This window comes from Kitasatospora sp. NPDC004669 (assembly GCF_040609455.1).
Taxonomy (GTDB): Bacteria; Actinomycetota; Actinomycetes; order Streptomycetales; family Streptomycetaceae; genus Kitasatospora.
Genome location: NZ_JBEXKB010000009.1, coordinates 76,827 through 102,305, shown reverse-complemented (window position 1 = coordinate 102,305; position 25,479 = coordinate 76,827). Strand labels below are relative to the sequence as shown.

The window sequence follows — 25,479 nt, the reverse complement described above, 5'->3', positions numbered from 1 at the left end:
GTTCGGCGTTCTCGTTGTTTTCCGTTGCGCGCTCTGCGATTCCCGGCGCATCGCCTTCGCCATCCCCGCCGACGCTCCACCAATGGTTCGCCCACGGTTCAGGAAACTGCCCGGAGCCAGCTGTCGAGGGTGGCGAAGTCGGTGTCGGTGAGGCCGACTTGGGGGTCGACGCGGTGCAGCAGTGCGGGGGCGGGGGAGTGGGCCTCGACCCAGTGGCGGTCGGCCGGGGCGATCTCGTCGTCCACCCAGGCGAACGGGCGGCCGGCCGCCCAGGCGAGCAGCGGGCGGGTCTTCCAGTGCGGTGGTCCGCCGTGGCCGCCGTCCTCGTCGTCCGTCATCGGCCAATCCACGAAGGGTAGTTGTGGCAGGCCAAGCCGGGGTGAGAGACAGTCGTCGGCGTCCTCCAGCCAGGTGGTGGCCCAGACCAGCTCGCAGGGCAGGGCCAGCAGGTGCCGACCGAGCGCCGGGTCGACGCGGGCCACCAGCGGGTTGTCGTACGGGCCCGGGCCCGGGTAGGTGGGGTAGCCGCCCGGGGGCGGGGCGCCGAACGGGATGAGAGGGCCGTCGACGTCGAGGAAGAGCAGGGGCGTGCCAGAGCCGGTCATGACGGCACGGTAGCGGGGACTGCGGGCGGCGTGGCGCGCCGATCGGTACCCGGCCTGGATCGGGTGTGCCGGGATCTCGTAGGGTGGCGCGCACGGAACGTGGTGGCAGGCACCACGCAGGCAAGGGCATCAGACGTCGCGGAAGCGGCGGGGCGGGGCGGTGACCAGAAGATGGCGGAGACGACAGCTGTTTCCGGAGGTCCCGAGCCGGCTGCGGACTCGGGCCCCTGGGACGCCGTACCGCCGCCGCCCGCGCGCCAGTCCGTCGAGGAGCACCCGCCCGGGCCCGCCGCACTGTACGAGCCGCCGCCCACGCCCCCGGCGCCCCCGGCCGCGTCCGCCCCGGTAGCGCCGGCTCCGGTACCGCCCGCGCCGCCGGTGGCACCCGTGCCGCCGGTTGCACCCACCGGATGGACCCTCACCGGCCTGCCCGCCGCGGGCGTGCCGTCCTCGGCCACGGCGCCGCCGTTCGTCGTCCCGGGCGGCGCGGCCGCCGGCACCGGCGGGCTGGGCGCGGCGCCGCGCGGCCGGATCCTGGTGATCGAGGGCGGGTACGGCAACTCCGGCCGCCGCACCTGGGGCCGGGGCGGTCCGACCCAGGCACCGGTGCTGTCGGCGATGCTCGCCGCCGTCTCCCCGCAGGTACTGCTCGCCGCGGACGCGGTGGACGCCGTCCACCTCCCCGGCGCCGGCGACCCGCACACCGTCCTCGCCCACCTGCGCGCCGCCTCCCGGCACCCCGGGCCGCTGCTGGTGCACCTGGGCGGACACGTGGTCGCCGACAAGCGCGGCGGCCAGCTCCAGCTGACCCTGCGCGACTCCAAGCAGGACGGACTGCCCTGGCAGGCCGTCGCCGCCGAGCTGAGCCACCGTCCGGCCGAGTGGCAGACCCTGGTCATCGCCGACCTGAGCGCCGACCAGAACGCCTGGCCGTACCTCCAGGGCACGGTTTCGCCGCTCAGCGAGGGCATCCCGCTGTGGGCGGTCGTCAGCCCGGACCCGGAGCAGATCGGCACCTTCACCCGCGCCCTGATCGAGGCGCTGCACGGCGGCCGCCCCGGCGCGGGCGACGTGCTGGCGCCCGAGCAGCTGCGGCAGCAGGTGTACTCGGTGCTGCGGCCGGACGTGGTCATCCTGGCCACGCACGTGCCGGACCGCCCGGTGTTCCGCAACACAGCCCGGCGGGGCGAGACCCCGGTGGCCGGGATTCCGCCGATGTCGGACGCGGTGCCGATGACGGACGCGCTGCGGACGGTCGACGCGGTGCCGATGGCTGACGCCGTACCGATGGCTGACGCCGGGTCGGTGTCGGACGCCGTTCCGACGGAGCATCTGCTGCCCCCGGTGCCGCCGCTGCCGCGTCAGGCCGGGCCGCAGGACGCCGTGGCCGAGCGGCCGGTGCCGACCCCGCCCGCCGACGGCCTGGTGAGCCTGATCAAGTCGGGCGTGCCGCCCACCCCGCCGCGACCGGCCCGGCCGGTCAGCCTGCTGAAGGCGGGCGATAAGCCTGCCGAGGCGTCGAACGTGAGCCTGCGCAAGCCCGGTTCGGCCGAGGCCGAGGTGTCGGTGGCGGACGCCGTGCGACCGGCGGGCGTGACGCTGCGCAAGGCGCAGCCGGAGCCGGTGACGCTGGGCGGGGCCGTCGAGCCGGCTGAGGTCGTCGAGGAGAGCGTCGAGGCGGTCGCCGAGGTCGCCGGGGTCGCTGAGACGGCGGTCGCGGAGGAGCCCCAGGACGCCGTCCCGGCCGAGGTTGAAGCTGTCGAGGTCGTAGCGTCCGAGGCCGAGGCCGAGGTCGTGGCGGTCGAGGTCGAGGTCGAAGCAGTCGAGGCGGCGCCGGCGGACGAGGTGCCGCAGGACCGGGCCCCGGCCGAGGAGGCGCCCGCCGATCAGCTGCCTGCGCCGGCCGACGTTCCTGCCGAAGCTCCCGCCGAGGCTGTCGCCGAAGCCCCGGCCGCCAACGCGCCTCGCGCGGACTACCGCGAGGTCATCGGACGGATCGTCCGCAGCGCCGAGGCCGGGGACCACGCCGCCGCCACCGATCTCGCCTTCGCGCTCGAACTGGAGGCGATCGCCGAGCACGGGGCCGTCTCCGGGCCCGTCCTCCAGGTGCGCCAGGTGCGCGCGCACGTGTGCCGGCTCGCGGGCCGACCGGCTGAGGCGGCCGACATCTACCGCGAGGTGGCCCTGACGTTGCTCCGCTCGCTGGGCGCGGACCACCGGGAGACCCAGCAGGCGGCCACCAACGCCGAGGCCTGCTGGCGTTCGATCAGCGACCGTGCGGAGGCCATCCGGATCGCCCCGGAGATCATCGAGCTGCGCGCCTATCTCCCGGGCCCCGACGGCCGCAAGCTCCGCGCCGCCGAGCGCTACCTCGCCCAGCTGGCCGCTGCCCCGGCCCCGGCCCCGGTCGAGTAAGGCCTGAACCCAGCTACCGTCCGTCGGCTGAAACCGGCGGCCAAGCGCTGACCGCCAACACCTGACGGCGAACAGCGAACAGAAGACAGCAAACAGCGAACGGATAACAGATTTCGAAATCTGTTATCCGTTCGCTGTTGTTTGTCAGCTGTCAGCTGTCAGCTGTCAGTTGACGGCTGTCGGCTGCTGCCAGCTGCCAGTCGTCACGCACCGACCCCTGCTTACTGCTGGTCCTCGTCGCCCTGCACATCGCCGGCGAGCGCGTGGACGAACTTGGCGCCGTCGATGGTGCCGAGGCCGCTCGCGAGGTCGTAGCCCTCGGTGGCGTTGTAGCCGGTGACGCCGTTCCAGCCGTTGTCGCCGTCCTTGACGTCGACGATGCCGCTCCACTGGTTCGGCAGCAGGCTCAGGCCGTACATGCGCCAGTTGAGCTGGCCGAGGCGGTGGCCGGCCAGCTGGTCGGCGAGGGCGACGACACCCGAGAACAGCGGGGTGGCCTCGCTGGTGCCGCCGGTGAGGTGCCAGCCGACCGCGGTCGGGTCGTAGGACTCGTAGGTCCAGGCGGCGCCGTCCACGGCCGCGCTCATGCTGATGTCGGGCGTGCCGCGGTGGTCGCCGGTGACGTTCGCGACGCCGGCCTGGTACCACGGGCGCTCGAAGATGCCGGAGACGCCACCGCCGCCGGCGCCGGACTTGTCGTGCCACACCTTGTCGGCCGCGGTGCGCTTGCCGTTGTCGTCCAGGGTGAGCTGGGTGCCGCCGACGGAGGTGACCAGCGGGTCCGAGGACGGCCAGGAGTTGACCTTGTACGGGTACAGGTCGGTGCCGTTGAGCTGCGCGTCGGTCGCGCCGTTGTCGCCGGAGGCGGCGAGCACGGTGACGTTGCGGTCGGCGGCGGCCTTGAAGGCGTAGCGCAGGTCGGTCAGCGACTTGAAGTCGCCCTTGTCGTAGCCCGGGAAGGTGTTCTCGGTGGCGCCGAAGCTCTGCGAGATGACGTCGCCGACGCCCTTCTTGATGAGGTCCTTCTCGGCGTCCATCATCTCGGGCAGGCCGGTGACGCCCTCGGTCTCGGCGACGCCGGTCTCGACCAGGACGATGTGCGCGTCGGGGGCGATCGCGTGGGCGTACTCGACGTCCAGGGTGGTCTCGCCGGCCCAGCCGGTGTGGTCGGGGTTCTTCGGGTCGAAGACGGGGACGTTGCCCCACTTCTTGACCTCGACCTGGGTGTCCGGGATGCCCCACTGCTTGTCGAAGACCTCCAGGTCGTGCTGGATGGTCGGCGAGCCGAAGGAGTCGACGATGACGATCGTGCGGCCCTTACCGGTGATGCCCTCCTTGTACAGGGGGTTCAGGTTGTAGGCGGTGCGGTACTGCAGCGGCGAGTAGCAGTGGATGCCGATCTGGCTGACGCACTGGGTGGTGCTCAGCGGGGCCGGGCGGGCCGTGGCGAGGTGGTGTCCGGCCGAGGCGGGGCGGACGTGGACACCCGCGAGGTCGTGCGAGGGGGCGGCGGTCGCGGCGCCGACAGCCGGTACGGCGATGGTGCCGGCCGTGAGGGCGGTGGCCCCCGTGGCGAGCAGAGCCAGGGCGCGGCGGAGGGTAGCGGGGCTGCCCATGGGACTCCTTGAGGGGGACGCAGGGCCCGACCTTGGACCGGTCGGGTCGGTCCGGCCATCCCATCGACTGCCGCATGATCATGCCATAGTCATTTGGTGGGGTAGTCCGATCGACGACATGGTCATGCTCGGCCACGCGAAAAGGTAAAGGCCGTCCCAGGTGAAGGTAACCCCGCACCTGGGACGGTTGGCTGACGATTCGTCAGCAAGGCCTCATCGGTTTCACAGTTTTCACCGAGTTGGCCAAGTTTACCAAGTTGACCGGCCTCTGGTAAGCCTCTGTCAGGTCACCGGGCCCCGCCGTTGACGTACAGCGTCTGCCCGCTGACGTACGAGGCGTCCTCGCTGGCCAGGAAGGCCACCACCGCCGCGATCTCCTCCGGCTGCCCCACCCGGCGCAGCGGCGTGCGGGCGGCCACCTCGGTCTGGTGGTCCTCGGCGGTGGCGCCGACCCGCTCGGCGGTGGCCGCCGTCATCGCGGTGGCGATGTAGCCGGGGGCGACGGCGTTGACGTTGATGTTGAACGGCCCGAGCTCGATCGCCAGGGTCGCGGTGAGCCCCTGGATGCCGGCCTTGGCGGCCGCGTAGTTGGCCTGGCCCCGGTTGCCGAGCGCGGAGCGCGAGCTGAGCGAGACGATCTTCCCGTACTTCTGCGCCACCATGTACTTCTGCGCCACGTGGCTGCAGTTGTACGCGCTGGTCAGGTTGACCGTCAGCACCGCGTCCCAGTCGGCCTTGGGCATCTTGAAGAACAGGTTGTCCCGGGTGATGCCGGCGTTGTTCACCAGGATGTGCAGCCCGCCGAGGTCCTCCGCGACCCGCGCGAACACCGTGTCGACGGAGTCGTAGTCGGCCACGTCGCAGCCGTACGCCCGGGCGGTGCCGCCCTTGGCGGTGATCTCGGCGACCGTCCCGGCCGCCCGCTCGGCGGTCAGGTCGACCACGGCGACCGTCGCGCCCTCCTCCGCCAGCCGGCGGGCGGTGGCCGCGCCGATGCCCTGCGCCGCGCCGGTCACCACGGCGACCTTCCCCGCGAAACGGGCCATGTCAGTTCCTCCGATCACTGGAAACTCCCTCAGACGTTCTCGACCAGCACGGCCGTACCCTGCCCCACGCCCACGCACATCGTGGCCAGGCCGCGCCGGGCGCCGGTGCGGTGCATCCGGTGCAGCAGGGTGGTCAGGATGCGGGCGCCCGAGCCGCCCAGCGGGTGGCCGAGGGCGATCGCCCCGCCGCTGGGGTTGACCACCTCGTCCGCCTGCTCCGGGCTGAACCCGATGCCGTCGGCGGAGGCCAGCGCCTGGGCGGCGAAGGCCTCGTTGAGCTCGGCGGTGTCCAGGTCGGCCAGCGTCCAGCCGGCCCGCCCGAGTACCTTCTGCGTCGCGGGCACCGGGCCGATGCCCATGACGTCCGGGTGCACCCCGGCCGAGGCCCCGGCCACGTACCGGCCGAGCGGCTGCAGCCCGAGGTCGCGCAGCGCCTCCTCGCCGACCAGGACCAACCCGGCCGCGCCGTCGTTCATCGGCGAGGCGTTCCCGGCCGTGACGGTGCCGCCCGGGCGGAAGGCCGGCTTGAGCCTGGCGAGCTTCTCCAGGCTGGTGTCCTCGCGGATGCCCTCGTCCTGGCTCACCGTCACCCCGTCCGGCCGCTCGACCGGGATCAGCTCGGCGTCGAAGTGCCCGTCCTTGCGGGCGGCGGCGGCCCGCTGGTGGCTGCGCAGCGCGAAGGCGTCCTGGCGCTCCCGGCCGATGCCGTACCGGCCGGCCACCTCCTCGGCGGTCTCGCCCATGCTGAGCACGCCGTGCAGCTCGGCCATCCGGGGGTTGGTCAGCCGCCAGCCGAGCCGGGTGTCGTAGGTCTCGATCCGGTGCGGCAGCGCCTCGTCGGGGCGGGGCAGGACGAAGGGCGCGCGGGTCATCGACTCGCAGCCGCCGGCCAGCACCACGTCGGCCTCGCCGGAGCCGATGGCCCGGGCCGCGAGGGTGACGGCCTCCAGGCCGGAGGCGCAGAGCCGGTTGACGGTGGCGCCGGGGACGGTCTCCGGCAGGCCGGCCAGCAGGACGGCCATCCGGGCGGCGTTGCGGTTGTCCTCGCCGGCCTGGTTGGCGGCGCCCCAGTAGACGTCGTCGATCCGGGCCGGGTCGAGGGAGGGTACGTCGGTGAGCAGGGCGCGCAGCACGGTGGCCGAGAGGTCGTCCGGGCGGACCGTGGCGAGCGCTCCGCGCAGCCGGCCGATGGGTGTGCGGCGGGCGGCGGCGAAGTAGACAGGACGCACGTCGTGCTCCTAATCGGGTTAGCGGGGGGAGGAGGGTCAGAAGGCGTTGACGCCGGTCAGGGCACGCCCGATGAGCAGCTGGTGGATCTGGCTGGTGCCCTCGTAGAGGGTCATCACGCGCGCGTCGCGCAGGTACTTGCCGACCGGGTACTCGTCGATGAAGCCGTAGCCGCCGAACACCTGGAGCGCGTTGTTCGCGGCCCGGACGGCGGCCTCGCTCGCGTAGAGCTTGGCGATCGAGGACTCGGTGGCGAACGGCAGGCCGCGTTCGATGTGGTCGGCGACCTTCCAGGTGAGCAGCCGGGCGGCCTCGACGTCCACCGCGATGCCGGCCAGCAGTTCCTGGACGAGCTGGTGCGAGGCGATCGGCCGGCCGAACTGCTCGCGCTCGCCCGCGTAGCGGACGGAGGCCTCCAGGCAGGCGCGGGCGATGCCGACGCAGCCGGCCGCGACCGACATCCGGCCCTTGGCCAGGGCCGCCATCGCCACCGTGAAGCCCTTGCCGACCTCGCCGAGCCGGGCGCCGTCGGGCACCCGGACGTCGTCGAGGGCGAGTTCGGCGGTGGCCTGGCCGCGCAGGCCGAGCTTGCCGTGGATGGTGGTGCGGCTGAAGCCGGGCAGGTCGGTGGGGACCAGGAAGGCGGTGATGCCCCGGTGGCCCCGCTGCTCGGGTTCGCTGCCGCCGGTGCGGGCGAAGACCAGCGCGACGTCGGCCCAGGTGCCGTTGGTGATGAACATCTTGGCGCCGCTGATCAGCCAGTCGTCGCCGTCCCGGACGGCCCGGGTGGTCAGATTGGCGGCGTCCGAGCCGGTGCCGGGTTCGGTGAGCGCGAAGCAGCCGAGCGCCTCGCCCGAGGCGAGCCGGGGCAGCCAGTGCCGCTTCTGCTCCTCGGTGCCGTAGCTGTTGATCGACTTGCCGACCAGGCCGAGCGAGACCGAGACGATCCCGCGCACGGCCGAGTCGCCGCGCCCGAGCTCCTCCAGCACCAGGCAGTACGCGAGGTGGTCGCCGCCGCTGCCGCCGTACTCCTCCGGGATGGTCAGACCGAGGAAGCCGACCTCGGCCAGCTTGCCGATGATCGACCGGTCCACGGACTCCACGCGGTCCCACTCGGCGGCGTACGGCACGATCTCGCGGTCGGCGAAGGCGGCGGCGAGGTCCCTGACGGCGCTCTGCTCGTCGGACAACTCCAGATTCACGGCGGCTCCCGACTCAGGCCCGGTGGAGGCTGCAGGCCGATAAACTAGCGCTGCAAGTTTTACGGGGGGACTGTAGCCCCGGGTGGCCCGCGCTGGGAAGAGGCACCTGCCAGAATCGGTCCCCCACCCACCCGACCGGGGGAGCCGGCCGGAGGAATCGGAGGAAGTCACCGCGATGGCCCGTCCGCGCACCCCGCTGCTCAGCCGCGAGCGCATCGTCACCGCCGCCCTGCGGCTGATCGACGAGGAGGGGCTGGACGCCCTCTCCACCCGCCGCCTGGCCACCGTGCTGTCGGTCAGCGGGCCCTCGCTCTACAACCACTTCGCCACCAAGGACGAACTGCTGGACGCGGTGGTGGACAGCGTCATCGGTGAAGTCGACTTGTCGATGTTCGGTGGCGACGCGGACCCCGGCCTCCCGGTCGGCCTGACGACGCCCTGGCCGCAGGCGCTGCGCGACTGGGCCCGCTCCTACCGCGCCGCGCTGGCCGCCCACCCCAACATCGTCCCGGTGCTCGCCCAGGGCCCGGGGCGGCGGCCCAACGCGCTGCGGCTGGCCGACGCCGTCTTCGGGCACCTGGTCGAGTCCGGGTGGCCGCGCGGCCAGGCCACCCGGATCGGCGCGCTGATGCGCTACTTCGTCACCGGTTCCGCGCTCGCTTCCTTCGCGGCCGGCTTCCCGGCGGACGCCGGGGTCTACGACGCGGCCGACTACCCGCACCTCGGCGAGGCGCACCGGCTGGCCGGGCACCGGGGGGCGGTGGACGAGGGCGCGTTCGAGACCGGCCTGGAGGCGCTGCTGGACGGACTCGTGCTGCGCTTCGAGCGCCTCGCCGCGCGTTCGTAGCCCCGGCGCCTGGCCGCTCCTACCAGGGCTCGCGGGCGACGAAGGCCGGCCGCTGATCGGGGTCCACCGGGTCGTAGTACCGGTGGTAGACCGGCGTCAGCCCGCCGGAGACCGGGGGCACGATCCAGCTCCAGTCCGCCGGGGTGGGGCGGCCCAGCCGCCTCTCCTGGGCGACGTGCTTGAGGAAGCGCTCCGACTCGGTGTGGTGGTCGGCGATCGTCACCCCGGCCTCCTGGAAGGAGTGCAGCACCGCGATGTTGAGCTCGATCAGCGCGCGGTCGCGCCAGAGCGTGCGGTCGCTGGAGGTGTCCAGGCCCAGCCGCTCGGCGACCGTGCCGAGCATGTCGTAGCGATCGGCGTCGGCCAGGTTGCGGGCGCCGATCTCGGTGCCCATGTACCAGCCGTTGAACGGTGCGGTGGGGTAGCGGACGCCGCCGATCTCCAGGGTCATGTCGCTGATCGCGGGGACCGCGTACCAGCGCAGCCCGAGCTCGGCGAACCACTCGTACCCGGGGTGGCCGAGCGGCACCTCCAGGGTGGTGTCGTCCGGCAGCCCGTACCAGACCGGGCGCTCGCCGGGGCCCTCCTGGATGATCAGCGGCAGCACCTCGAAGCGGTCCTCGGCGCACTTCCAGCCGAGGTCGCGGGCCCGGGCGGCGAGCACGGCGCCCGCCGGGTCGCCGACCACGGCGTCCTCGACCCGGTGTCCGGCGTAGCGGACCAGCTGCTGGTTGAGGATGCGCGCGGCCGGACGGCCCGGGCGGTCGGGGGCGAACACCGAGACCACCGGGCGGATCCGGCCGCCGTTGCCGGCCGTGCGCAGGTGCTCGAAGCACTCGGTGGCGATGTCGTCGGCCGAGGAGAGGTGGCGCAGGTCGCGGACCACCAGGCTGCGCCAGTAGAGCCGGCCGATGCAGCGGGCGGCGTTGCGCCAGGCGAGCTTGGCGCCGTAGGTCAGTTCGGCGGGGGTGTGCCGGTAGCTGCCGGTGCGGTCGATCTCGTCCAGGACGGCGCGCAGTCGCGGCTGCGGGTCACCGGCGGCGGGCTGCTCGTGGTGGAACTGGCGGATGAACTCGGCGGCCTGGCCCGGGTCGGTGAACGGCGGTGGCGCGGGCGGCAGTCGGGGGTCCGGCAGCTGCGGTACGGGCGGTTGCGCTGCGGGCGGTTGCGCTGCGGGCGTCTGGGGTGCGGGTGCGGGTGCGGGTGCGGGTGCGGGTGCGGACGTCTGCGCCGCGGGCGTCTGTGCCGCGGGCGTCGGAACGGTCTGTGGGGTCTGCGGGGTCTGCGGGAACACCGCGGGAACGGGCTGTGGGAACGCGCCCGGTGCGTGGGCGTGGGCGTACGGACAGCCGCCGCTCGGGGCGGCGGCGGTTCTGCGGGGGCGAAGCCGGTTGAAGATCAAGGACACATCCCTCCTGCCGCACAGGAGTACCTGAGGTGGCTGATCCGCCGCAGAGAGTGAACGATTCGGCCCCCGCACCCGCGCTGATCGCGCTAGGGTGCGGGGGCCCGTCCGACCGTCGGATCAGCCCATGGAAGGCTGATCAGCCCATGTCCTCCAGTCGGATCCCCTTGGTCTCCTTCATGAACTTGGCCACGAAGACGGTCGACAGCGCTGCGAAGGCCGCGTACACCAGGTAGGTCGCCGAGAGGTTCCAGCGCGAGAGGGACGGGAACGAGACGGTGATCGCCCAGTTGGCGATCCACTGCGCGGAGGCGGCGACGGAGAGCGCCGCGGCGCGGATCCGGTTCGGGAACATCTCGCCGAGCATCACCCACACGACCACGCCCCAGGACATCGCGAAGAACAGCACGAAGGCGTTGGCGCTGATCAGGGCGACGCTGCCCTGGAGGTCGGGCAGCGAGACGTTGTCGCCGGTGCCGGTGGCCGAGGAGAAGGCCCAGCCGGCCGCGGCGAGGGTGACGGCCATGCCGACCGAGCCGATCAGGGCGAGCGGCTTGCGGCCGATCCGGTCGACCAGCAGGATCGCGATCACGGTGCCGAGGATGTTGATGACCGAGCCGATGAAGCTGATCAGCAGCGAGTTGCTCTGGTCGATGCCGACCGACTGCCACAGGATCGACGAGTAGTAGAAGATCACGTTGATGCCGACCAGCTGCTGGAAGACCGACAGGCCGATGCCGACCCAGACGATCGGCAGCAGGCCGAAGCGGCCGCCGAGCAGGTCGCGGAAGCGCGGGCGGTGGTCGGAGGCGATCAGCGACTGGATCTCGGCGATCCGGGCATCGGCGTCCACGCCCTCGCCCTCGACCTCGGCCAGCACCTTGCGGGCGTCGTCCAGGCGCTCGGCCTGGATCAGGTAGCGCGGGGACTCGGGGATCACCGAGGAGAGCACGAAGTAGACCGCGGCCGGGACCACGCAGATGCCGAGCATCCACTGCCAGGCCTCCAGGCCGAGCAGGTGGCCGCGGGTGTCACCGCCGGCGGCGTCCGCCAGCACCCAGTTGACCAGCTGGGATATCGCGATGCCGAGCACGATCGCGGCCTGCTGGAAGGAGGCCAGCCGGCCCCGGTACTTGGTCGGCGCGACCTCGGCGATGTAGGTCGGGGCGATCACCGAGGCGATGCCGATGGCCGCGCCGCCGAGGACGCGCCACAGGGCGAGGTCCCAGGGGGAGAAGGGCAGCATCGAACCGACGGCGCTGACCGCGAACAGTAGCGCGCCCGCCTTCATGACCTTGATGCGGCCGTAGCGGTCGGCGAAGCGGCCGGCCAGCGCGGCGCCGACCGCCGAGCCCAGCAGCGCCGAGGAGACGATCAGGCCGGTCTCGCCGCTGCCGACACCGAACTTCCCCTGGATGCCGGAGACGGCGCCGTTGATCACGGAGCTGTCGTAGCCGAACAGGAAGCCGCCGAGGGCCGCTGCGGCGGTGATGAAGACGACGAAGCCGAGGCGGCCGGGCGCGGGGGCCTCGACCGCCCCGGAGGGCTTCTGGGTGACGCTCACGATCTTGACTCCTGGTACTCAACACTGAGCTCGGTAGTCGCGATCGTAACCCCTATTCGTTTAAGTCTTGTACACCGGGGACCTCAAGGCCGCTTTGCGAATTCGTAAGGTGAAAAAGCAAATTGGGCTCCCCGTGCCCTGGGCGCCGGTGCGGCCGCCCCCGGGCGCCCGCGCCCGGGCGGTCGTCGCGGGCGTCCGCTCAGGCCGGGGCCGAGAGGGACAGTCCGAACCGGCCCTCCGGGTCCGTCCACCAGTGGCTCAGCCGCAGCCCGGCCGCCGCCAGCTCCCCGGCCACCCGCTCCCGGCGGAACTTGGCCGACACCTCAGTGCGCAGCTCCTCGCCCCGGTCGAAGTGCACCGGCAGGTCCAGCGCCGGGATCTTCACGGTCTGCGAGCGCAGCGAGCGCAGCCGCATCTCGATCCACTCCTGCTCGGGGTCCCAGAGCGCGACGTGTTCGAAGGCGTCCGGGTCGAAGTCGGCGCCCAGCTCGCGGTTGAGCACGTTGAGTACGTTGCGGTTGAACTCGGCGGTCACCCCGGCGCTGTCGTCGTAGGCGGCGACCAGCACCGCCGGATCCTTGACCAGGTCGGTGCCGAGCAGCAGGAAGTCGCCCGGGTCGAGGGCGGCGCGCAGGCCGCGCAGGAAGGCCGCGCGTTCCTGTGGCAGCAGGTTGCCGAGGGTGCCGCCGAGGAAGGCGACCAGCCGGGGGCCGCCGTCCGGGGGCAGGCCGAGCCGGGCGGTGAAGTCGGCGAGCACGCCGTGCACGGCTAGTCCGGGGTACTCGGCGGCGAGCGCGGTGCCGGCGGCGGTCAGCGCGCTCTCGCTGACGTCCACCGGGACGTAGGTCTCCAGGGTGTCGCGCGAGCGCAGCGCGTCCAGCAGCAGCCGGGTCTTCTCCGAGGAGCCGGATCCGAGCTCGACCAGGGTGCGGGCCCCGGTGGCGGCGGCGATCTCGCCGGCTCGGGCGGTCAGGATGGCCCGCTCGGCGCGGGTCGGGTAGTACTCGGGCAGTCGGGTGATCTCCTCGAACAGCTCGCTGCCCCGTGCGTCGTAGAACCACTTGGGCGGCAGCCGCTTGGGTTCGGAGGTCAGGCCGTGCTGCACGTCGTGGCGCAGCGCGGTGCTGAAGTGGTCGGCGGGCAGCAGTCGGGCGAGATCGAATGTGTCCATGACAGGGTGGTTCCTCTGTTCAGAAGATGAAGGGAGAGTGGACGGTCAGGAGTGGCCGGGAAGCTGCCGGGCGGTGACGCCCCGGGCGTCGGCCAGCAGCAGGGAGCCGTCCGGGACGGGCGTCCAGCCCGGGTCGTCGTCGTACGGCTCGGAGGCCACCACCGTTCCGAGGCCCGGCAGGGCGCGGTGGTGCAGGGTGTCGCCCCAGGTGGTCGCGGCGATCGCGGTGCCGTCGGTGAGCAGCAGGTTGAGCCGCCCGGTGGTGTGCGCGGCGACGTCCGCGACGGTGCCCGCCAGCGCCTCGCCGAGGTCCGCGCCCCGGCGCAGTCGGTGCAGGGTGAGGGCCCACAGCAGCGCCGAGTCGGTGCGGGCCTCCAGCTGCAGCAGCTCGGCCGGCGGGAGGAGGGCGGCGAGCGCGTCCAGTTCGCCGGGCCAGCCGGCCATCGCGCCGTTGTGGCTGAACAGCCAGCGCCCGGCGGCGAACGGCGCGGCCGCGCTCTCGCCCGCCGCGCAGCCCTCGGTGGCGGAGCGGACGGCCGCCAGCAGCGCCCGGGTGCGGATCACCCGGGCGAGGTCGGCGAACGTCGGGTCCGCCCAGATTGGCCCGGCCCGGCGGTAGCGGGCGGGCAGCTCGTCGCCGTCCGCGTACCAGCCGAGGCCGAAGCCGTCCACGTTCACCGTGCCGTGCCGCTGGGTCCGGGGTGCCCAGGACTGGCGGTACAGCGCGTACGGCGGGTGCACCAGGAGCTCCCGCGGCGCCAATGGTTCGCCCAGGTAGGCGATGTGACGACACATCAGGCCTCCTCCGGGCTGCGGGCGGTGCGGAAGCCGGCGAAGATCTGCCGCCGGATCGGGTAGTCCCAGTTGCGGAAGGTGCCCCGGCAGGCGACCGGCGCCACCGCGAAGCAGCCGCCGCGCAGCACCTTGTACTCGGGGCCGAAGAAGACCTCGGAGTACTCCTTGTACGGCCAGGCCCGGAATCCCGGGTAGGAGCGGAAGTCGCTGGCCGTCCACTCCCACACGTCGCCCATCAACTGCCGGACACCGTAGGGGGACTGCCCCTGCGGATAGCTGCCGGCCGCGGCCGGGCGCAGGTGGCGCTGGCCGAGGTTGGCGTGTTCGGGGCCAGGCGGGCCGTCGCCCCAGGGGTAGCGGCGCGAGCGGCCGGTGGCCGGGTCGTGCCGGGCCGCCTTCTCCCACTCCGCCTCGGTCGGCAGGCGCCGCCCGGCCCAGCGGGCGTACGCGTCCGCCTCGTACCAGCTGACGTGCAGTACCGGCTCGTTCGGGGGGACGGGCTCGACCGTGCCGAAGCGTCGGCGCAGCCACTGGCCGTCCTGCCGCTTCCAGAACAGCGGGGCGGTCAGGTCGGCCCGGCGGCGGTGTTCCCAGCCCTCCGGGGTCCACCAGCGCGGGTCGTCGTAGCCGCCGTCCGCGATGAAGCGCTGGAAGGCCGCGTTGGTGACCGGGGCGGTGTCCAGGAAGTAGGCCGGTAGGTCGACGGCGTGCGCCGGGCGCTCGTTGTCCAGCGCCCACGGCTCGGTGTCCGTGCCCATGGTGAACGGGCCCGCGGGGATCAGGACTTCGGCGGGCAGGGTGGCCGCGTCGGCGGGCACGGGCGGCGGCGGGGGAGCGGCCAGGGCGGGTTCGCCCCTGCGGAGCTGATGGGTGATCAGCATCGTCTCGTCGTGCTGTTGCTCGTGCTGGGCGATCATCCCGAAGGCGAAGCCGGCGTCCAGCAGCGGCGCGCCCACGAGCGGGCTGGAGGCCAGCAGGTCCAGCACCCGGCCGCGCACCTCGTGGGCGTACGCGCGGGCCTCGGCGGGCGGCAGCAGCGGCAGGCCGGGGCGCTCGGCCCGGGGGTGCTGGAAGGCGTCGTACAGCGGGTCGATCTCGGGGTGCATCGGGTCGCGTCCGCCGACGTTGCGCAGCAGCCAGAGCTCCTCCTGGTTGCCGATGTGTGCGAGGTCCCAGACCAGCGGGGACATCAACGGCGAGTGCTGGGCGGTGAGATCGGCGTCCTCGACGCAGTCGGTCAACGCGGCGGTCCGGGCGCGGGCGGCCAGTAGCTCGGCGGCGATGCTCTCGCGCAGCGCCTCGGTTCCCGTTCCCGGGTCGGCGGGCGGTCGGACGTCGGTCATGGTGCCTCCTCCGGGGGAGTGCGTCGGGCGCCGGAGCGCAGGGCGTCCAGCTGGTCGTCGGCCGGGCAGCGGCCGCGCGCGGGGTAGCGCTCGGCGAACTCGGCGACGGCGGTGCGCAACCGCCCGGCGCCGGGTAGGCGGCCCAGCGCGGCGTCGGCGGCGGCGAAGCAGGTGAGGGTGGCGCGGCGCAGCTCGGGGTCGGCGACGGCCAGGGTGGCGGCGCGGCGCCAGACGTCGCTGCGCGGCGGGCGCGGGCCGGTCGCCCCCTCCCGCCGGTCGAAGGAGTCGAGCGGCTCCAGCGCGGCGAGCGCGGCGTCGGCGGCCACCGGGTCGTCCAGCAGCGCGGTGACCAGGGTGGTGGGCACCACCCAGCCGTCACCGGGCTGGGCGTCGATCATCCGCAGCTCCAGGTGGCCGCGCGGGCGCACCGGTGGGAACAGCGTGGTGCAGTGGTAGTCCAAGTCGGCGAGCGTGGGACGGCGTTCGCCGCCGCCGCGGATCCAGTCGCGGAAGGTCAGCCCGGACGGAACCGTCCACGGCATGCCCTCCGGCCTTTGCACACACAGGACTTCGGCGTCCAACACGTATTGTGCCCAGGCCTCGCGGGGGTCGCCGTGGTCCGGCTCGGGGGCCAGGGTGCGGGTCGGGTCCATCCGGGACCAGACGGTCTGCCGGGTGGACCGGTGGCCGGTCGGCCTGCCGTCCAGGAGCGGGGAGTTGGCGAAGGCGGCGACCAGCACCGGGCCCAGCCGGTGGACCAGCTGCCAGCGCCGTTCCACCGTGTGCGGGCCGTTCGCGTCACCGGCGTCCAGGCACACCTGCACGGACGCGGTACCGGTCATCATGATCCGGCCCCACGGGCCGGCCGAGTCGAAGAAGCGCTCCATCGCGAGGTAGCGGGGGTGGTCCAGCACCATCCGCCGGGGGCGGGCCAGCGGGTCCGTCCCGGTGCCGGTGAGGCGCAGGCCCTGCGCCGCGAAGGCGGCCCGCAGGGCGGTCAGATCGCGTCGGGTGTCGCCGACGCAGGCCAGGAGGCCGGAGGCGGGCGGGGAGCTGAGCTCGACCTGTCCGCCGGGTTCGAGCGTGAGGCGCGAACCGGAGGGGAGCGAGGTGCCGTCCGGGCCGCCGAGGGGCAGCGACTCCAGTGCGGCGTGGAGCAGTTCGGGCCGGACGGGTCGGGTGGGACATCGGTCGTCATGGACGAACCACTCGACCTCGACACCCACCAGTCGAGGCGGTCCGATCTTGAAACAGACGCCCGACACATGGCTGCGCGCCCCCGATTCGGTCAACGGGGTCACCCCCGTCGGGGGCGTCGGTGCGCTCTGCCGGTCGGGCGGAGTGGTGCGGGAAATCGGTGTCACCGGACTCACCATCCTCGGGATCACGATTGCGGCCCGGTCTACCCTGCCCAGTCTGCTACGGAGCATGCCGGGGCGCTTCGCAAATATCGCGTGAATGTTCGTTTTCGCAGGTCGGTGGCATGGCGATCGGGTGAATGCGAGGGTTCGGATCGGGGTGTGCGCGGGGTGTGGGGGTCGCTCTCGGCATGGGCACATGCCCGGGTCACAGACGGTCCAGCCGGGCCAGGACGGTGTCCAGCACCGGGCCCGGCAGGGCGTAGTTCAGCCGCAGCGCGCCCGAGCCGCCGGGGCCGAAGTCGGCGCCGTCGGAGGCCTCCAGGCCGCAACGTTCCAGCAGCGCCCGGCGGGCGGTGGCGGGCGGCAGGCCGAGGGCGGCGGCGTCCAGCCAGAGCAGGTAGGAGGCCTGCGGCGCCGAGCGGACGGCGGGGCCCAGGTGCTCGGTGAGCCGGTCGCGGGCGGCGGCGAGGTGGGCGAGCAGGGCGTCCAGCCACGGGCCGCCCTCGCGCAGCGCGGCCTGCTGCACGGTCTGCTCCAGCAGGCCGCCCTCCCAGAGGCCGTAGCCGGCCAGGGTGTCGGTGAGCCGGGCGCGCAGGGCGGGGTCGGGGACGAGCGCGAAACTGCTGGGGATGCCGGAGCAGTTGAAGGTCTTGCCGACGGAGTTCAGGGTGACCGTGCGGTGCCGGACGGCCGGGTCGACGGTGGTGACCGCCACGGGGTGGACGTGTCCGGGATGGGTGAGGTCGCCGTGCACCTCGTCCGAGACCAGGAGTGCGTCCGCCTCGGCGGCCCGCTCGGCCAGGGCGCGCAGTTCGGTGGCGGGCCAGACCCGGGCGGAGGGGTTGTGCGGGCTGCTCAGCAGGACGGCGGCGGTGGGGCGGGGGAGCGGGCCGTCGGGGAGGCGGTAGCCGTCCGGGCCGAGGGGGAGCCGCAGTTCGCGCTGGTCGATCCCGGCCGCGCGGCAGAGCTGGGTGAAGCCGCCCCATTCGGGGGTGGGGAAGAGGACGGGCGCCTGCGGGTGGAGGGTGTCCAGCAGCAGGCGTAGCGCCGTGCGCGGACCGCAGGGGAGCAGCAGGACCCAGTCGGGGTCCACCGCCACGCCGTGCCGGGCGCGGTACCAGTCGGCGACCAGGGTCCGCCCGGCCGGATCGCAGACCGTGTAGCCGTACGCGCGGTGGCGGGCGCGCCGCTCCAGTGCCTCGGCGACGGCGGGCGGGCCGGGCAGGTCCATGTCGGCCAGGCCCATCGGGATCACCCCGGGGGCCTTGGCCCGGGTCCACTTGCTGCTGCCGGTGCCCGTGCGGTCGAAGGGGGTGTCGAAGGCGGGGCCGGGCGCACCGCGAACAGCTGACGGATTTCGAAGGGTGTCAGCTGTCCGCTGGAATCCGTCGTCCGTCATCGGTCCGCCGTCCCCTGTCCGCCGGCGCCCGCGCCGTCTGCTCCGCCGCCCGTCAGATACGCCGAGAGCCCCCGCCGCCCCCGATACATCATCACCGCGTGATTGGCCCGGAACAGTGGGTGCAGCGGCAGCGCGAGGCGCCGCAGCAGGGACTTGCCGGGCCGGGTGTCCTCCTCGAACAGCACCCGGCTCCGCGCGCCGCCCGGTCCGTCCGCCGCGACCGTGAACCGCGACCACCCGTTGAGGTCGCCCCGCATCGCCGCCTCCAGCACCCCGGCGGCCGGGTCACGGCGGGTCGACTCCAGGCCGATCACCAGCCGGTACGGCAGCAGCGCGCGGACCACCAGCTCGCCGGATTCCTCGTCGATCTCCCGGGCCTCGCGGATCTCCGGCCACCACAGCGGGTAGCTCCGCACGTCCTCCAGGGCCGCGTACACCGCCGACGCCGGTGCCGCGAGCCGCCACACGCCCCGGAAACGGTAGTGGTTGGGGTCCACCCGCCCACCCTAACCGGGCCGGTGCCGCGCCAGGGCGGAATGCTGATGGACCGCAGCCGAGTTGGCGTCCGGCATACGGGCCCCGGCATACGGACCCCGGCATACGGACCCCGGCGTACGGACCCGCTGCCCGGGAGTCCTTCGTCGGCACCTCCCGGGCCCCGAACGACGGGTGAACGCCACGCAAAGAACGCAGTTCGCGGGGAAGGGCGCACTCCGCTTGCACCCGTTCGGGGTGCGGGGGAGGATCTTCCGTGCTTGTAGTCTCATCAGTCACGGCAGCATTCCCCAGGCGCTGCACCACCGGAACCGGAGTGAAGGAGTCACAGGCATGCGGCGACCGAGCTGGGTACCGGAGGGCACGGACCTGGACAAACCGAACGCCGCGCGGGTCTACGACTACTACCTGGGGGGCTCGCACAACTTCGAGGTCGACCGGGAGATGGCCCGCAAGGCGCTGGCCCTGTGGCCCGAGCTGCCGCAGACCATGCGCTCCAACCGGGCGTTCCTGCGCCGCGCGGTGACCTTCCTCGCCGAGCGCGGCGTCACCCGCTTCCTGGACATCGGCTCCGGCATCCCCACCTTCGGCGCGGTGCACGAGGTCGCCCGCGCGATCCGGCCCGAGGCCGAGGTCGTCTACGTGGACCGTGACCCGGTCGCCGTCGCCCACAGCCGCCTGCTGCTCCTGGACGACCCGCACAGCGCCGTCGTCCAGGCCGACCTGCGCGACGTCGAGGACCTGCTGGCCCGCCCCGAGGTGACCGGGCTGCTGTCCGGCGGCGAGCCGGTGGCCGTCCTGCTGGTGGCCGTCGCCCACTTCGTCAGCGACGACGATGACCCCTGGAAGCTGATCGGCGTGATCCGCGACGCGCTCCCCGCCGGCAGTGCGTTGGTCCTCTCGCACGCCTCCCTGGAGGCCCGCCCGGACCAGGCCGAGGACCACCAGAAGCTCTACCGGATGACCCCGACCCCGCTGACCATGCGCACCCGCGAGCAGGTCAACGAGATGTTCGCCGGCTTCGAGCTGGTCGAGCCGGGCGTGGTCCACCTGCCGCAGTGGCGCCCGGACCAGCCGGACACGGTCGGCGAGCACCCCGAGCGGATCGCCGGGGTGGCGGGCGTGGGGTTCCGCCCTTGAGCGGTCGCCACGGGAGAGCAACCGACGGCCGTACGCCCCGAGCGGCGGCCGTCGGCTCTCCCGTCGCGTGCACCACCGGCCGGCGAACGCGTACGGCGGGCCGGCGAACGCGCGCAACGGCCCGCAGAACCGGGGGGGTCGGATGAGCGGCACCACCCCGGTGAACGGCACCGCCGAGCGGTTCCACGAGGACTGGTCCCGGCTGCTCTCCACCGACCACGGCATCGCCGTCCACCCCGGCCTGCTCGGCCGGCTGGTCGCGCGCACCGCCGCACTGCTCCACCGGGCCCAGCGGGAGGAGCCCTTCGAGCCCCGGCTGGCCGCCCAGGCCGGCGCCGAACTGATCGACGCGCACTTCACCGACCCGGCCCTGCTCGCGCGTGCGGTCGAACTGCTCCAGTCCCAGCCGATCGGCGACGAGCGAGGCCCCGCGCTGACCGGCGCCTTCGCGGCCGGCTGGGCCAACGCCCTGCGCGAGCGCACCCTGTGCGAGCAGGAGGCCATCCGCACCGCCGCCGACGCCGCCCGCAAGGAGGCCGAGCGCGCGCTGCGCGCCTCCGAGGCCCGGTTCCGCGCCCTGTTCGAGAGCGCCGCGATCGGCATCGCCATCGGCGACACCGACGGCAACATCCTGGCCGTCAACAAGGCCGTGCAGGAACTGTTCGGCGCGGGCCCGGCCGACATGATCGGCCGCCGGGTCGACGACCTCGTCCACCCCGAGGACACCCCGGGCGTCTGGGAGGCGTACGGGGAGCTGATCAGCGGCAAGCGGGAGTACTTCCAGTTCGACAAGCCGTACTACCGCCAGGACGGGGAGGTGGTCTGGACCCACCTGACCGTCTCGCTGATCCGCGACGACGACGGCGTCCCGCAGTACCAGGTCGCGATGCTGGAGGACATCACCGACCGTTACCGGCTCCAGGAGCGGCTGCGCCACCAGGCCACGCACGACCCGCTGACCGGCCTCCCCAACCGCGCCGCCTTCTTCGAACGGCTGGAGAAGCTCTTCGAGGAGCCGGAACCGGGCGCCCGGTTCGGCCTCTGCTACGTCGACCTCGACGGCTTCAAGGTGGTCAACGACAGCCTCGGCCACGACATGGGCGACCAGCTGCTGTCCGCGGTCGCCGCCCGGCTGAAGGCCGCCCTCAACCCGCTCGGCCACCTGGTGGCCCGGCTCGGCGGCGACGAGTTCGTCGTCCTGCTGGAGAACTGCCGGGGCGAGCAGGAGGCGGTGGCCGCGGCCAAGACCGTGCTCAAGTCGCTGGCCGGGCCGGTGCTGATCGGCGATCACAAGCTCGCCGTCGGCGCCAGCGTCGGCGTGCTGGAGCGGCGGGTGTCCACGACCACCCCCGGCGCCGCCGTCCGGGCCGCCGACCTCACGCTCTACCGGGCCAAGGAGGCCGGCCGCGGCCGCTGGACGCTGTTCGACCCGAAGGAGAACGCCCGCGCGGTCAGCCGCTACGCGGTGTCGGTCCGGATGCCGGCTGCCCTGGACCGCGGCGAGTTCTTCATCGACTACCAGCCGCTCTACAAACTCGCCGACGGCCGGATGGCCGCCGTCGAGGCGCTGGTCCGGTGGCGCCACCCGCAACTCGGGGTGCTCGGCCCGGACGAGTTCGTCACCACCGCCGAGGAGACCGGGCTGATCATGCCGCTCGGCCGCTGGGTGCTGGAGCAGGCCTGCGGCCAGGCCGCCGACTGGATCAAGCAGTACGGCGACGCCGCGCCGCAGCTGAACGTCAACCTGGCGGTCCGCCAGGCGCGCAGCGCCGCGCTGGTCACCGATCTCGGGCGGATCCTGGACAGCACCGGCCTGGACCCGTCCCGGCTGCAGCTGGAGATCACCGAGTCGACCGTGGTCGGCCCCGAGGACGAGGCGCTGCGCACCCTGCACGGGCTGGTCGACCTCGGCGTCTCGCTGGCCGTGGACGACTTCGGCACCGGCTGGTCCAACCTCGCCTACCTGCGCGACCTGCCGGTCTCCGGGCTGAAGATCGCCGGGTCCTTCGTCGGCGACCTGCACGACCCGGCGAAGGACGGCGCGACCGGGTGGCGGATCGTCAGCGGCCTGGTGTCGATGGCACACGCGCTCGGGCTGACCGTCACCGCCGAGGGCGTGGAGACCCGCAAGGACGCCGAGCGGCTGCGCACCATGGGCTGCGACTGGGCGCAGGGCTGGCACTTCGGCCGCCCGGTGCGGCCGGCGGAGATCGCCCGCCGGATCGTCGAGGAACCGCAGGGCCGTCCCGTCGAGGGCTGAGCCGCCCTCGGGGCCGTATCCGTCCGCTGGTCTCTGCCGGCTGCCGGCCGTCAGCCCACCAGCCGGGAGAGCTCGATCGAGTGCCCCGTCCGCTCCACCTTCGCCGTCAGGTACCGCACATTGCTCGCCGACAGGTGGACGCCGGTCGGCACCCGTCGCCGGACGGTGATGCCGAGGTCGGCCAACTGGGCGGCCTTGTCCGGGTTGTTGCTCAGCAGGTCGATGCCGGGGGCGCCGAGCGTGTTGAGCATCTGGGCGGCCGCGGTGTAGTCCCGACCGTCCTCGGGCAGGCCGAGGGCGGTGTTGGCGTCGTAGGTGTCCATCCCGGAGTCCTGGAGGGCGTACGCGTCGAGCTTGTTGTACAGCCCGATGCCCCGGCCCTCCTGGCGAAGGTAGAGCAGGTACCCGCCGGCCTCGCTGATCCGCTCCACCGACTCGCGCAGCTGCGGGCCGCAGTCGCAGCGGTCTGAGCCGAAGACGTCGCCGGTCAGGCACTCGGAGTGCAGCCGCACCAGCGGCGTCCCGCCGTCCGGGACCGTGCCGAGGGCGAGCGCCAGGTGCTCGGCACCGTCGGCGAGACCGTGGAAGGTGAACACCTCCGCTTCGGTGCGGTAGCCGTCGGGGAACGTCAGCGGGATGCGCACGCGCGAGCGCACCGTGGCGGAGCCGGGCTGAGGCATGGGTGGGCCTCCGTCGATCGGGGGTGGACCGGGTTGGATCGGCCCGGATCCGGAGGGATCCGGATGGGTCGGATGTCGACCGTACTCGGTCGTTCCAATTTGAACAACTGCGTACCGCCGGTGACCGGCCCGACTGCGGAGGCGGACAACACCCCAGCCGTCTCACCTGTTCCCGTCCGGCGTTCCAAGATGTGGAAGTGGTGGGAGCCGAGGTGTGGACACTGCGAGACTTCCTCCCGTTTCCTGGGCACGGGAACGCTTCGCGCACGACCACCGACGACCACGGAAGGTCCTGATCAGATGCCCACGAGCCGCGTCACCACCTCCGCCCCCGCCACCCAGCCCCGGTTCGACGCCGAACAGCGCGCGATCGAGGCCCTCTACGCGGACGTGGTCCGCCGCAACAAGGGCGAGACGGAGTTCCACCAGGCCGTCCACGAGGTGCTGGAGACCCTCGCCCCGGTGCTCGCGCACCGCCCCGAACTCCGCGACGCCCGGATCATCGAACGGATCTGCGAGCCCGAGCGGCAGCTGATGTTCCGGGTGCCGTGGACCGACGACTCCGGCGACATCCACGTCAACCGCGGCTTCCGGGTCGAGTTCAGCAGCGCCCTCGGCCCGTACAAGGGCGGGCTGCGCTTCCACCCCTCGGTGAACCTCGGCATCGTCAAGTTCCTCGGTTTCGAGCAGATCTTCAAGAACGCGCTCACCGGCCTGTCCATCGGCGGCGGCAAGGGCGGCTCCGACTTCGACCCCAAGGGCCGCTCGGACGCCGAGGTCATGCGGTTCTGCCAGTCCTTCATGACCGAGCTGTACCGCCACCTCGGCGAGCACACCGACGTCCCGGCCGGTGACATCGGCGTCGGCGGCCGGGAGATCGGCTACCTCTTCGGCCAGTACAAGCGCATCACCAATCGCTACGAGGCCGGCGTGCTCACCGGCAAGGGCCTCGGCTGGGGTGGCGCGCAGGTCCGGACCGAGGCCACCGGCTACGGCTGCGTGCTGTTCACGGCCGAGATGCTGCACAGCCGGGGCGAGAGCCTGGACGGGCGCCGGGTGGTCGTCTCCGGCTCCGGCAACGTGGCGCTGTACGCGATCGAGAAGGCGCGGCGGCTCGGCGCGACGGTGCTCACCTGCTCCGACTCCTCCGGCTACGTGGTGGACGAGAAGGGCATCGACCTCGACCTGCTCAAGGAGGTCAAGGAGGTCCGGCGCGGCCGGGTCGCCGAGTACGCCGAACTGCGCGGCAGCCACGTGCGGTTCGTCGAGGGCCCGGGGGTGTGGAGCGTGCCCTGTGACGTCGCGCTGCCCTGCGCCACCCAGAACGAGCTGACGGAGGCCGACGCGCTCGCCCTGGTGCGCAGCGGCGTGCTGGCGGTCGCCGAGGGCGCCAACATGCCCACCACCCCCGAGGCGGTGCGGGTGTTCCAGGAGGCCGGGGTGGCCTTCGGCCCGGGCAAGGCGGCGAACGCGGGTGGCGTCGCGACCAGCGCGCTGGAGATGCAGCAGAACGCCTCGCGCGACTCGTGGAGCTTCGAGCGCACCGAGGAGCGGCTGGCCGGGATCATGAAGCACATCCACGACTCCTGCTTCACCACCGCCGAGCGCCACGGCCACCCCGGTGACTACGTGGTGGGCGCCAACATCGCGGGGTTCGAGCTGGTCGCGGACGCGATGCTGGCCCAGGGTGTGGTCTGAGCCCCTCCTGTGCCGGTCACCCGGCGATCGGTACCCGACCGGAGCGGGCACCGATTGTCGGGTGCGGCAAGGTGGGTCCTTCCTACGGTGGTGATCAGTAAGGGAAGGGCGGGGTCGGCGTGCTGGAGCACCTGAACCGGGCGATGGAGAGCATCGACCGGAACCTGGACCGTGAGATCGACGTGGCCGAGCTGGCGCGGATCGCGATGACGTCGGAGTACCACTTCCGGCGGTTGTTCTCGATGCTCGCCGGGATGCCGCTGTCGGAGTACATCCGGCGTCGGCGGCTGACCGTCGCCGGGGCCGAAGTGCTCGACGGTGAGCGGACGTTGCTCGACATCGCGGTCCGGTACGGCTACACCTCGGGCGAGGCGTTCGCCCGGGCGTTCCGGGCGATGCACGGAGTCGGGCCGGGGGAGGCCCGGCGTGACGGTGCGGTGCTCACCTCCCAGGCCCGGATGTCCTTCCGACTCATCGTGGAGGGAAGCAGCAGTATGGAATACCGGATCGTCGAGAAGCCGGACTTCCGGATCGTCGGCCGGAAGGCCCGGGTGCCCCTGATCTACCTGGGGGTCAACCCGCACATCGCGGAGTTCATCAAGGGGCTCGGCGCGGAGACCGTCGAGCGGATCACGGCGCTGACCGGCAAGGACCCGATCGGCATCGTCTCGGTGACCGACGACTTCTCGCCCAACCGCGAGGAGGGCTCCGAACTCGACTACTGGCACGCGGTGGTGGCGCGCGAGGACGCCGTCGTCCCGGACGACCTGGAGGTCCTGCACGTCCCGGCCGGGACGTGGGCGGTGTTCACCAACAAGGGGGCGTTCCCGCAGGCGCTGCAGGAGATGTGGGGGGATGTGGCCAGCCAGTGGTTCCCGTCCAACCCGTACGAGGCCCGGCCGGGCCCGGAGGTCCTGAAGACCCGCTTCGTCCCGGGGACGGGCGACGCCGAGGCGGAGCTCTGGATCCCGGTGGCGCGGGCCGTGCGGGGCTGACGGTCGGCGGGTGGCGGGTAACGGCTGACCGCTGACAACCAACAGTCGACAGATGACAGATTTCGAAATCTGTCATCTGTCGACTGTCTTTTGTTCGCCCACTGGCCCGCCCGGCCGTCCATCCACTCGCCCCACCCCCGTTCGGCCCACCAGCGCCCGCCGCCGCCCCGTCACGCCCCGCATGCTGGGGCGGGGGAGCAGGGGCCGCAGGCCGC

Annotated in this window: 20 protein-coding genes; 6 read left to right on the top strand and 14 right to left on the bottom strand. The window is 73.0% G+C overall.

Annotated elements, in window-relative coordinates; genetic code table 11:
• Window positions 1-98: 98 nt before the first annotated feature.
• Window positions 99-605, bottom strand: coding sequence for an HAD domain-containing protein (locus ABZW30_RS10385; protein ID WP_355670626.1), 507 nt, complete (start codon window positions 603-605; stop codon window positions 99-101).
• A gap of 387 nt (window positions 606-992) precedes the next feature.
• Here ABZW30_RS10385 and ABZW30_RS10380 point away from each other — a divergent pair, with 387 nt between their 5' ends.
• Window positions 993-3,020 carry a hypothetical protein gene (locus tag ABZW30_RS10380; protein WP_355670625.1) on the top strand — a complete coding sequence of 676 codons (2,028 nt, stop codon included), beginning with the start codon at window positions 993-995 and terminating at the stop codon, window positions 3,018-3,020.
• Between the two features lie 221 nt (window positions 3,021-3,241).
• Here the strand turns inward: ABZW30_RS10380 and ABZW30_RS10375 are convergent, their stop codons facing one another.
• The 4 genes from ABZW30_RS10375 to ABZW30_RS10360 all read right to left on the bottom strand — a co-directional run bounded on the left by ABZW30_RS10375 (window position 3,242) and on the right by ABZW30_RS10360 (window position 8,111).
• A complete protein-coding gene (locus ABZW30_RS10375; RefSeq protein WP_355670624.1) occupies window positions 3,242-4,636 on the bottom strand; it encodes a S53 family peptidase in 1,395 nt (464 codons plus the stop codon).
• 287 nt (window positions 4,637-4,923) lie between these two features.
• Entirely contained in the window at window positions 4,924-5,682 is a 759-nt protein-coding gene (fabG, locus tag ABZW30_RS10370) for a 3-oxoacyl-ACP reductase FabG (protein ID WP_355670623.1), read from the bottom strand.
• A gap of 29 nt (window positions 5,683-5,711) precedes the next feature.
• Window positions 5,712-6,911 carry an acetyl-CoA C-acyltransferase gene (locus ABZW30_RS10365; protein ID WP_355670622.1) on the bottom strand — a complete coding sequence of 400 codons (1,200 nt, stop codon included), beginning with the start codon at window positions 6,909-6,911 and terminating at the stop codon, window positions 5,712-5,714.
• A gap of 36 nt (window positions 6,912-6,947) precedes the next feature.
• Window positions 6,948-8,111 (bottom strand): acyl-CoA dehydrogenase family protein, encoded by a 1,164-nt coding sequence (locus ABZW30_RS10360; RefSeq protein ID WP_355670621.1) that lies wholly within the window; start codon window positions 8,109-8,111, stop codon window positions 6,948-6,950.
• A 175-nt stretch (window positions 8,112-8,286) separates the two neighbouring features.
• Here ABZW30_RS10360 and ABZW30_RS10355 point away from each other — a divergent pair, with 175 nt between their 5' ends.
• The gene (locus ABZW30_RS10355) at window positions 8,287-8,958 is read left to right on the top strand and encodes a TetR/AcrR family transcriptional regulator (protein WP_355670620.1); all 672 of its coding nucleotides are present in this window, start codon (window positions 8,287-8,289) and stop codon (window positions 8,956-8,958) included.
• A 19-nt stretch (window positions 8,959-8,977) separates the two neighbouring features.
• On the opposite strand, the gene ABZW30_RS10350 is transcribed toward ABZW30_RS10355, so the two are convergent.
• From ABZW30_RS10350 to ABZW30_RS10315, 8 genes are all read right to left on the bottom strand, one after another.
• On the bottom strand, window positions 8,978-10,078 hold the full coding sequence (locus ABZW30_RS10350) for a nitric oxide synthase oxygenase (RefSeq protein WP_355670718.1): 1,101 nt from the start codon (window positions 10,076-10,078) through the stop codon (window positions 8,978-8,980).
• A 424-nt stretch (window positions 10,079-10,502) separates the two neighbouring features.
• Complete coding sequence (locus ABZW30_RS10345) at window positions 10,503-11,927, bottom strand: sugar porter family MFS transporter (RefSeq protein ID WP_355670619.1); 1,425 nt, start codon at window positions 11,925-11,927, stop codon at window positions 10,503-10,505.
• 199 nt (window positions 11,928-12,126) lie between these two features.
• Window positions 12,127-13,098 carry an L-histidine N(alpha)-methyltransferase gene (gene egtD / locus ABZW30_RS10340; protein ID WP_355670618.1) on the bottom strand — a complete coding sequence of 324 codons (972 nt, stop codon included), beginning with the start codon at window positions 13,096-13,098 and terminating at the stop codon, window positions 12,127-12,129.
• Window positions 13,099-13,143: 45 nt separating this feature from the next.
• The gene (gene egtC, locus ABZW30_RS10335; protein WP_355670617.1) at window positions 13,144-13,893 is read right to left on the bottom strand and encodes an ergothioneine biosynthesis protein EgtC; all 750 of its coding nucleotides are present in this window, start codon (window positions 13,891-13,893) and stop codon (window positions 13,144-13,146) included.
• The gene (gene egtB, locus ABZW30_RS10330; protein WP_355670616.1) at window positions 13,893-15,236 is read right to left on the bottom strand and encodes an ergothioneine biosynthesis protein EgtB; all 1,344 of its coding nucleotides are present in this window, start codon (window positions 15,234-15,236) and stop codon (window positions 13,893-13,895) included. Before egtB ends, egtC begins: the two co-directional genes overlap by 1 nt.
• Window positions 15,233-16,501 (bottom strand): ergothioneine biosynthesis glutamate--cysteine ligase EgtA, encoded by a 1,269-nt coding sequence (gene egtA, locus ABZW30_RS10325; protein WP_355670717.1) that lies wholly within the window; start codon window positions 16,499-16,501, stop codon window positions 15,233-15,235. The genes egtB and egtA overlap by 4 nt, the downstream gene beginning before the upstream one ends.
• A 301-nt stretch (window positions 16,502-16,802) precedes the next feature.
• On the bottom strand, window positions 16,803-17,996 hold the full coding sequence (locus ABZW30_RS10320) for an aminotransferase class I/II-fold pyridoxal phosphate-dependent enzyme (protein ID WP_355670615.1): 1,194 nt from the start codon (window positions 17,994-17,996) through the stop codon (window positions 16,803-16,805).
• Entirely contained in the window at window positions 17,993-18,493 is a 501-nt protein-coding gene (locus tag ABZW30_RS10315) for an SRPBCC family protein (protein WP_355670614.1), read from the bottom strand. The genes ABZW30_RS10320 and ABZW30_RS10315 overlap by 4 nt, the downstream gene beginning before the upstream one ends.
• Window positions 18,494-18,824: 331 nt before the next feature.
• Between ABZW30_RS10315 and ABZW30_RS10310 the strand changes: the two genes are divergently transcribed.
• A complete protein-coding gene (locus tag ABZW30_RS10310; RefSeq protein WP_355670613.1) occupies window positions 18,825-19,631 on the top strand; it encodes an SAM-dependent methyltransferase in 807 nt (268 codons plus the stop codon).
• A gap of 142 nt (window positions 19,632-19,773) precedes the next feature.
• A complete protein-coding gene (locus ABZW30_RS10305) occupies window positions 19,774-21,891 on the top strand; it encodes an EAL domain-containing protein (RefSeq protein WP_355670612.1) in 2,118 nt (705 codons plus the stop codon).
• Between the two features lie 50 nt (window positions 21,892-21,941).
• On the opposite strand, the gene ribA is transcribed toward ABZW30_RS10305, so the two are convergent.
• Window positions 21,942-22,571, bottom strand: coding sequence for a GTP cyclohydrolase II (gene ribA / locus ABZW30_RS10300; protein ID WP_355670611.1), 630 nt, complete (start codon window positions 22,569-22,571; stop codon window positions 21,942-21,944).
• 300 nt (window positions 22,572-22,871) lie between these two features.
• Between ribA and gdhA the strand changes: the two genes are divergently transcribed.
• Window positions 22,872-24,269, top strand: a complete 1,398-nt coding sequence (gene gdhA, locus ABZW30_RS10295) for an NADP-specific glutamate dehydrogenase (protein WP_355670610.1) — start codon at window positions 22,872-22,874, stop codon at window positions 24,267-24,269.
• Window positions 24,270-24,388: 119 nt separating this feature from the next.
• Window positions 24,389-25,264 carry an AraC family transcriptional regulator gene (locus tag ABZW30_RS10290; protein WP_355670609.1) on the top strand — a complete coding sequence of 292 codons (876 nt, stop codon included), beginning with the start codon at window positions 24,389-24,391 and terminating at the stop codon, window positions 25,262-25,264.
• Window positions 25,265-25,479 lie beyond the last annotated feature (215 nt).

Excerpts from the sequence above, each read along its gene's own strand:
- egtC (WP_355670617.1), bottom strand. The coding sequence starts at position 13,893 with ATGTGTCGTCACATCGCCTACCTGGGCGAACCATTGGCGCCGCGGGAG.
- gdhA (WP_355670610.1), top strand. The coding sequence starts at position 22,872 with ATGCCCACGAGCCGCGTCACCACCTCCGCCCCCGCCACCCAGCCCCGG.
- fabG (WP_355670623.1), bottom strand. The coding sequence starts at position 5,682 with ATGGCCCGTTTCGCGGGGAAGGTCGCCGTGGTGACCGGCGCGGCGCAG.
- egtB (WP_355670616.1), bottom strand. The coding sequence starts at position 15,236 with ATGACCGACGTCCGACCGCCCGCCGACCCGGGAACGGGAACCGAGGCG.
- ABZW30_RS10375 (WP_355670624.1), bottom strand. The coding sequence starts at position 4,636 with ATGGGCAGCCCCGCTACCCTCCGCCGCGCCCTGGCTCTGCTCGCCACG.
- ABZW30_RS10310 (WP_355670613.1), top strand. The coding sequence starts at position 18,825 with ATGCGGCGACCGAGCTGGGTACCGGAGGGCACGGACCTGGACAAACCG.
- ABZW30_RS10305 (WP_355670612.1), top strand. The coding sequence starts at position 19,774 with ATGAGCGGCACCACCCCGGTGAACGGCACCGCCGAGCGGTTCCACGAG.
- egtD (WP_355670618.1), bottom strand. The coding sequence starts at position 13,098 with ATGGACACATTCGATCTCGCCCGACTGCTGCCCGCCGACCACTTCAGC.
- ABZW30_RS10385 (WP_355670626.1), bottom strand. The coding sequence starts at position 605 with ATGACCGGCTCTGGCACGCCCCTGCTCTTCCTCGACGTCGACGGCCCT.
- ribA (WP_355670611.1), bottom strand. The coding sequence starts at position 22,571 with ATGCCTCAGCCCGGCTCCGCCACGGTGCGCTCGCGCGTGCGCATCCCG.
- ABZW30_RS10320 (WP_355670615.1), bottom strand. The coding sequence starts at position 17,996 with ATGACGGACGACGGATTCCAGCGGACAGCTGACACCCTTCGAAATCCG.
- ABZW30_RS10355 (WP_355670620.1), top strand. The coding sequence starts at position 8,287 with ATGGCCCGTCCGCGCACCCCGCTGCTCAGCCGCGAGCGCATCGTCACC.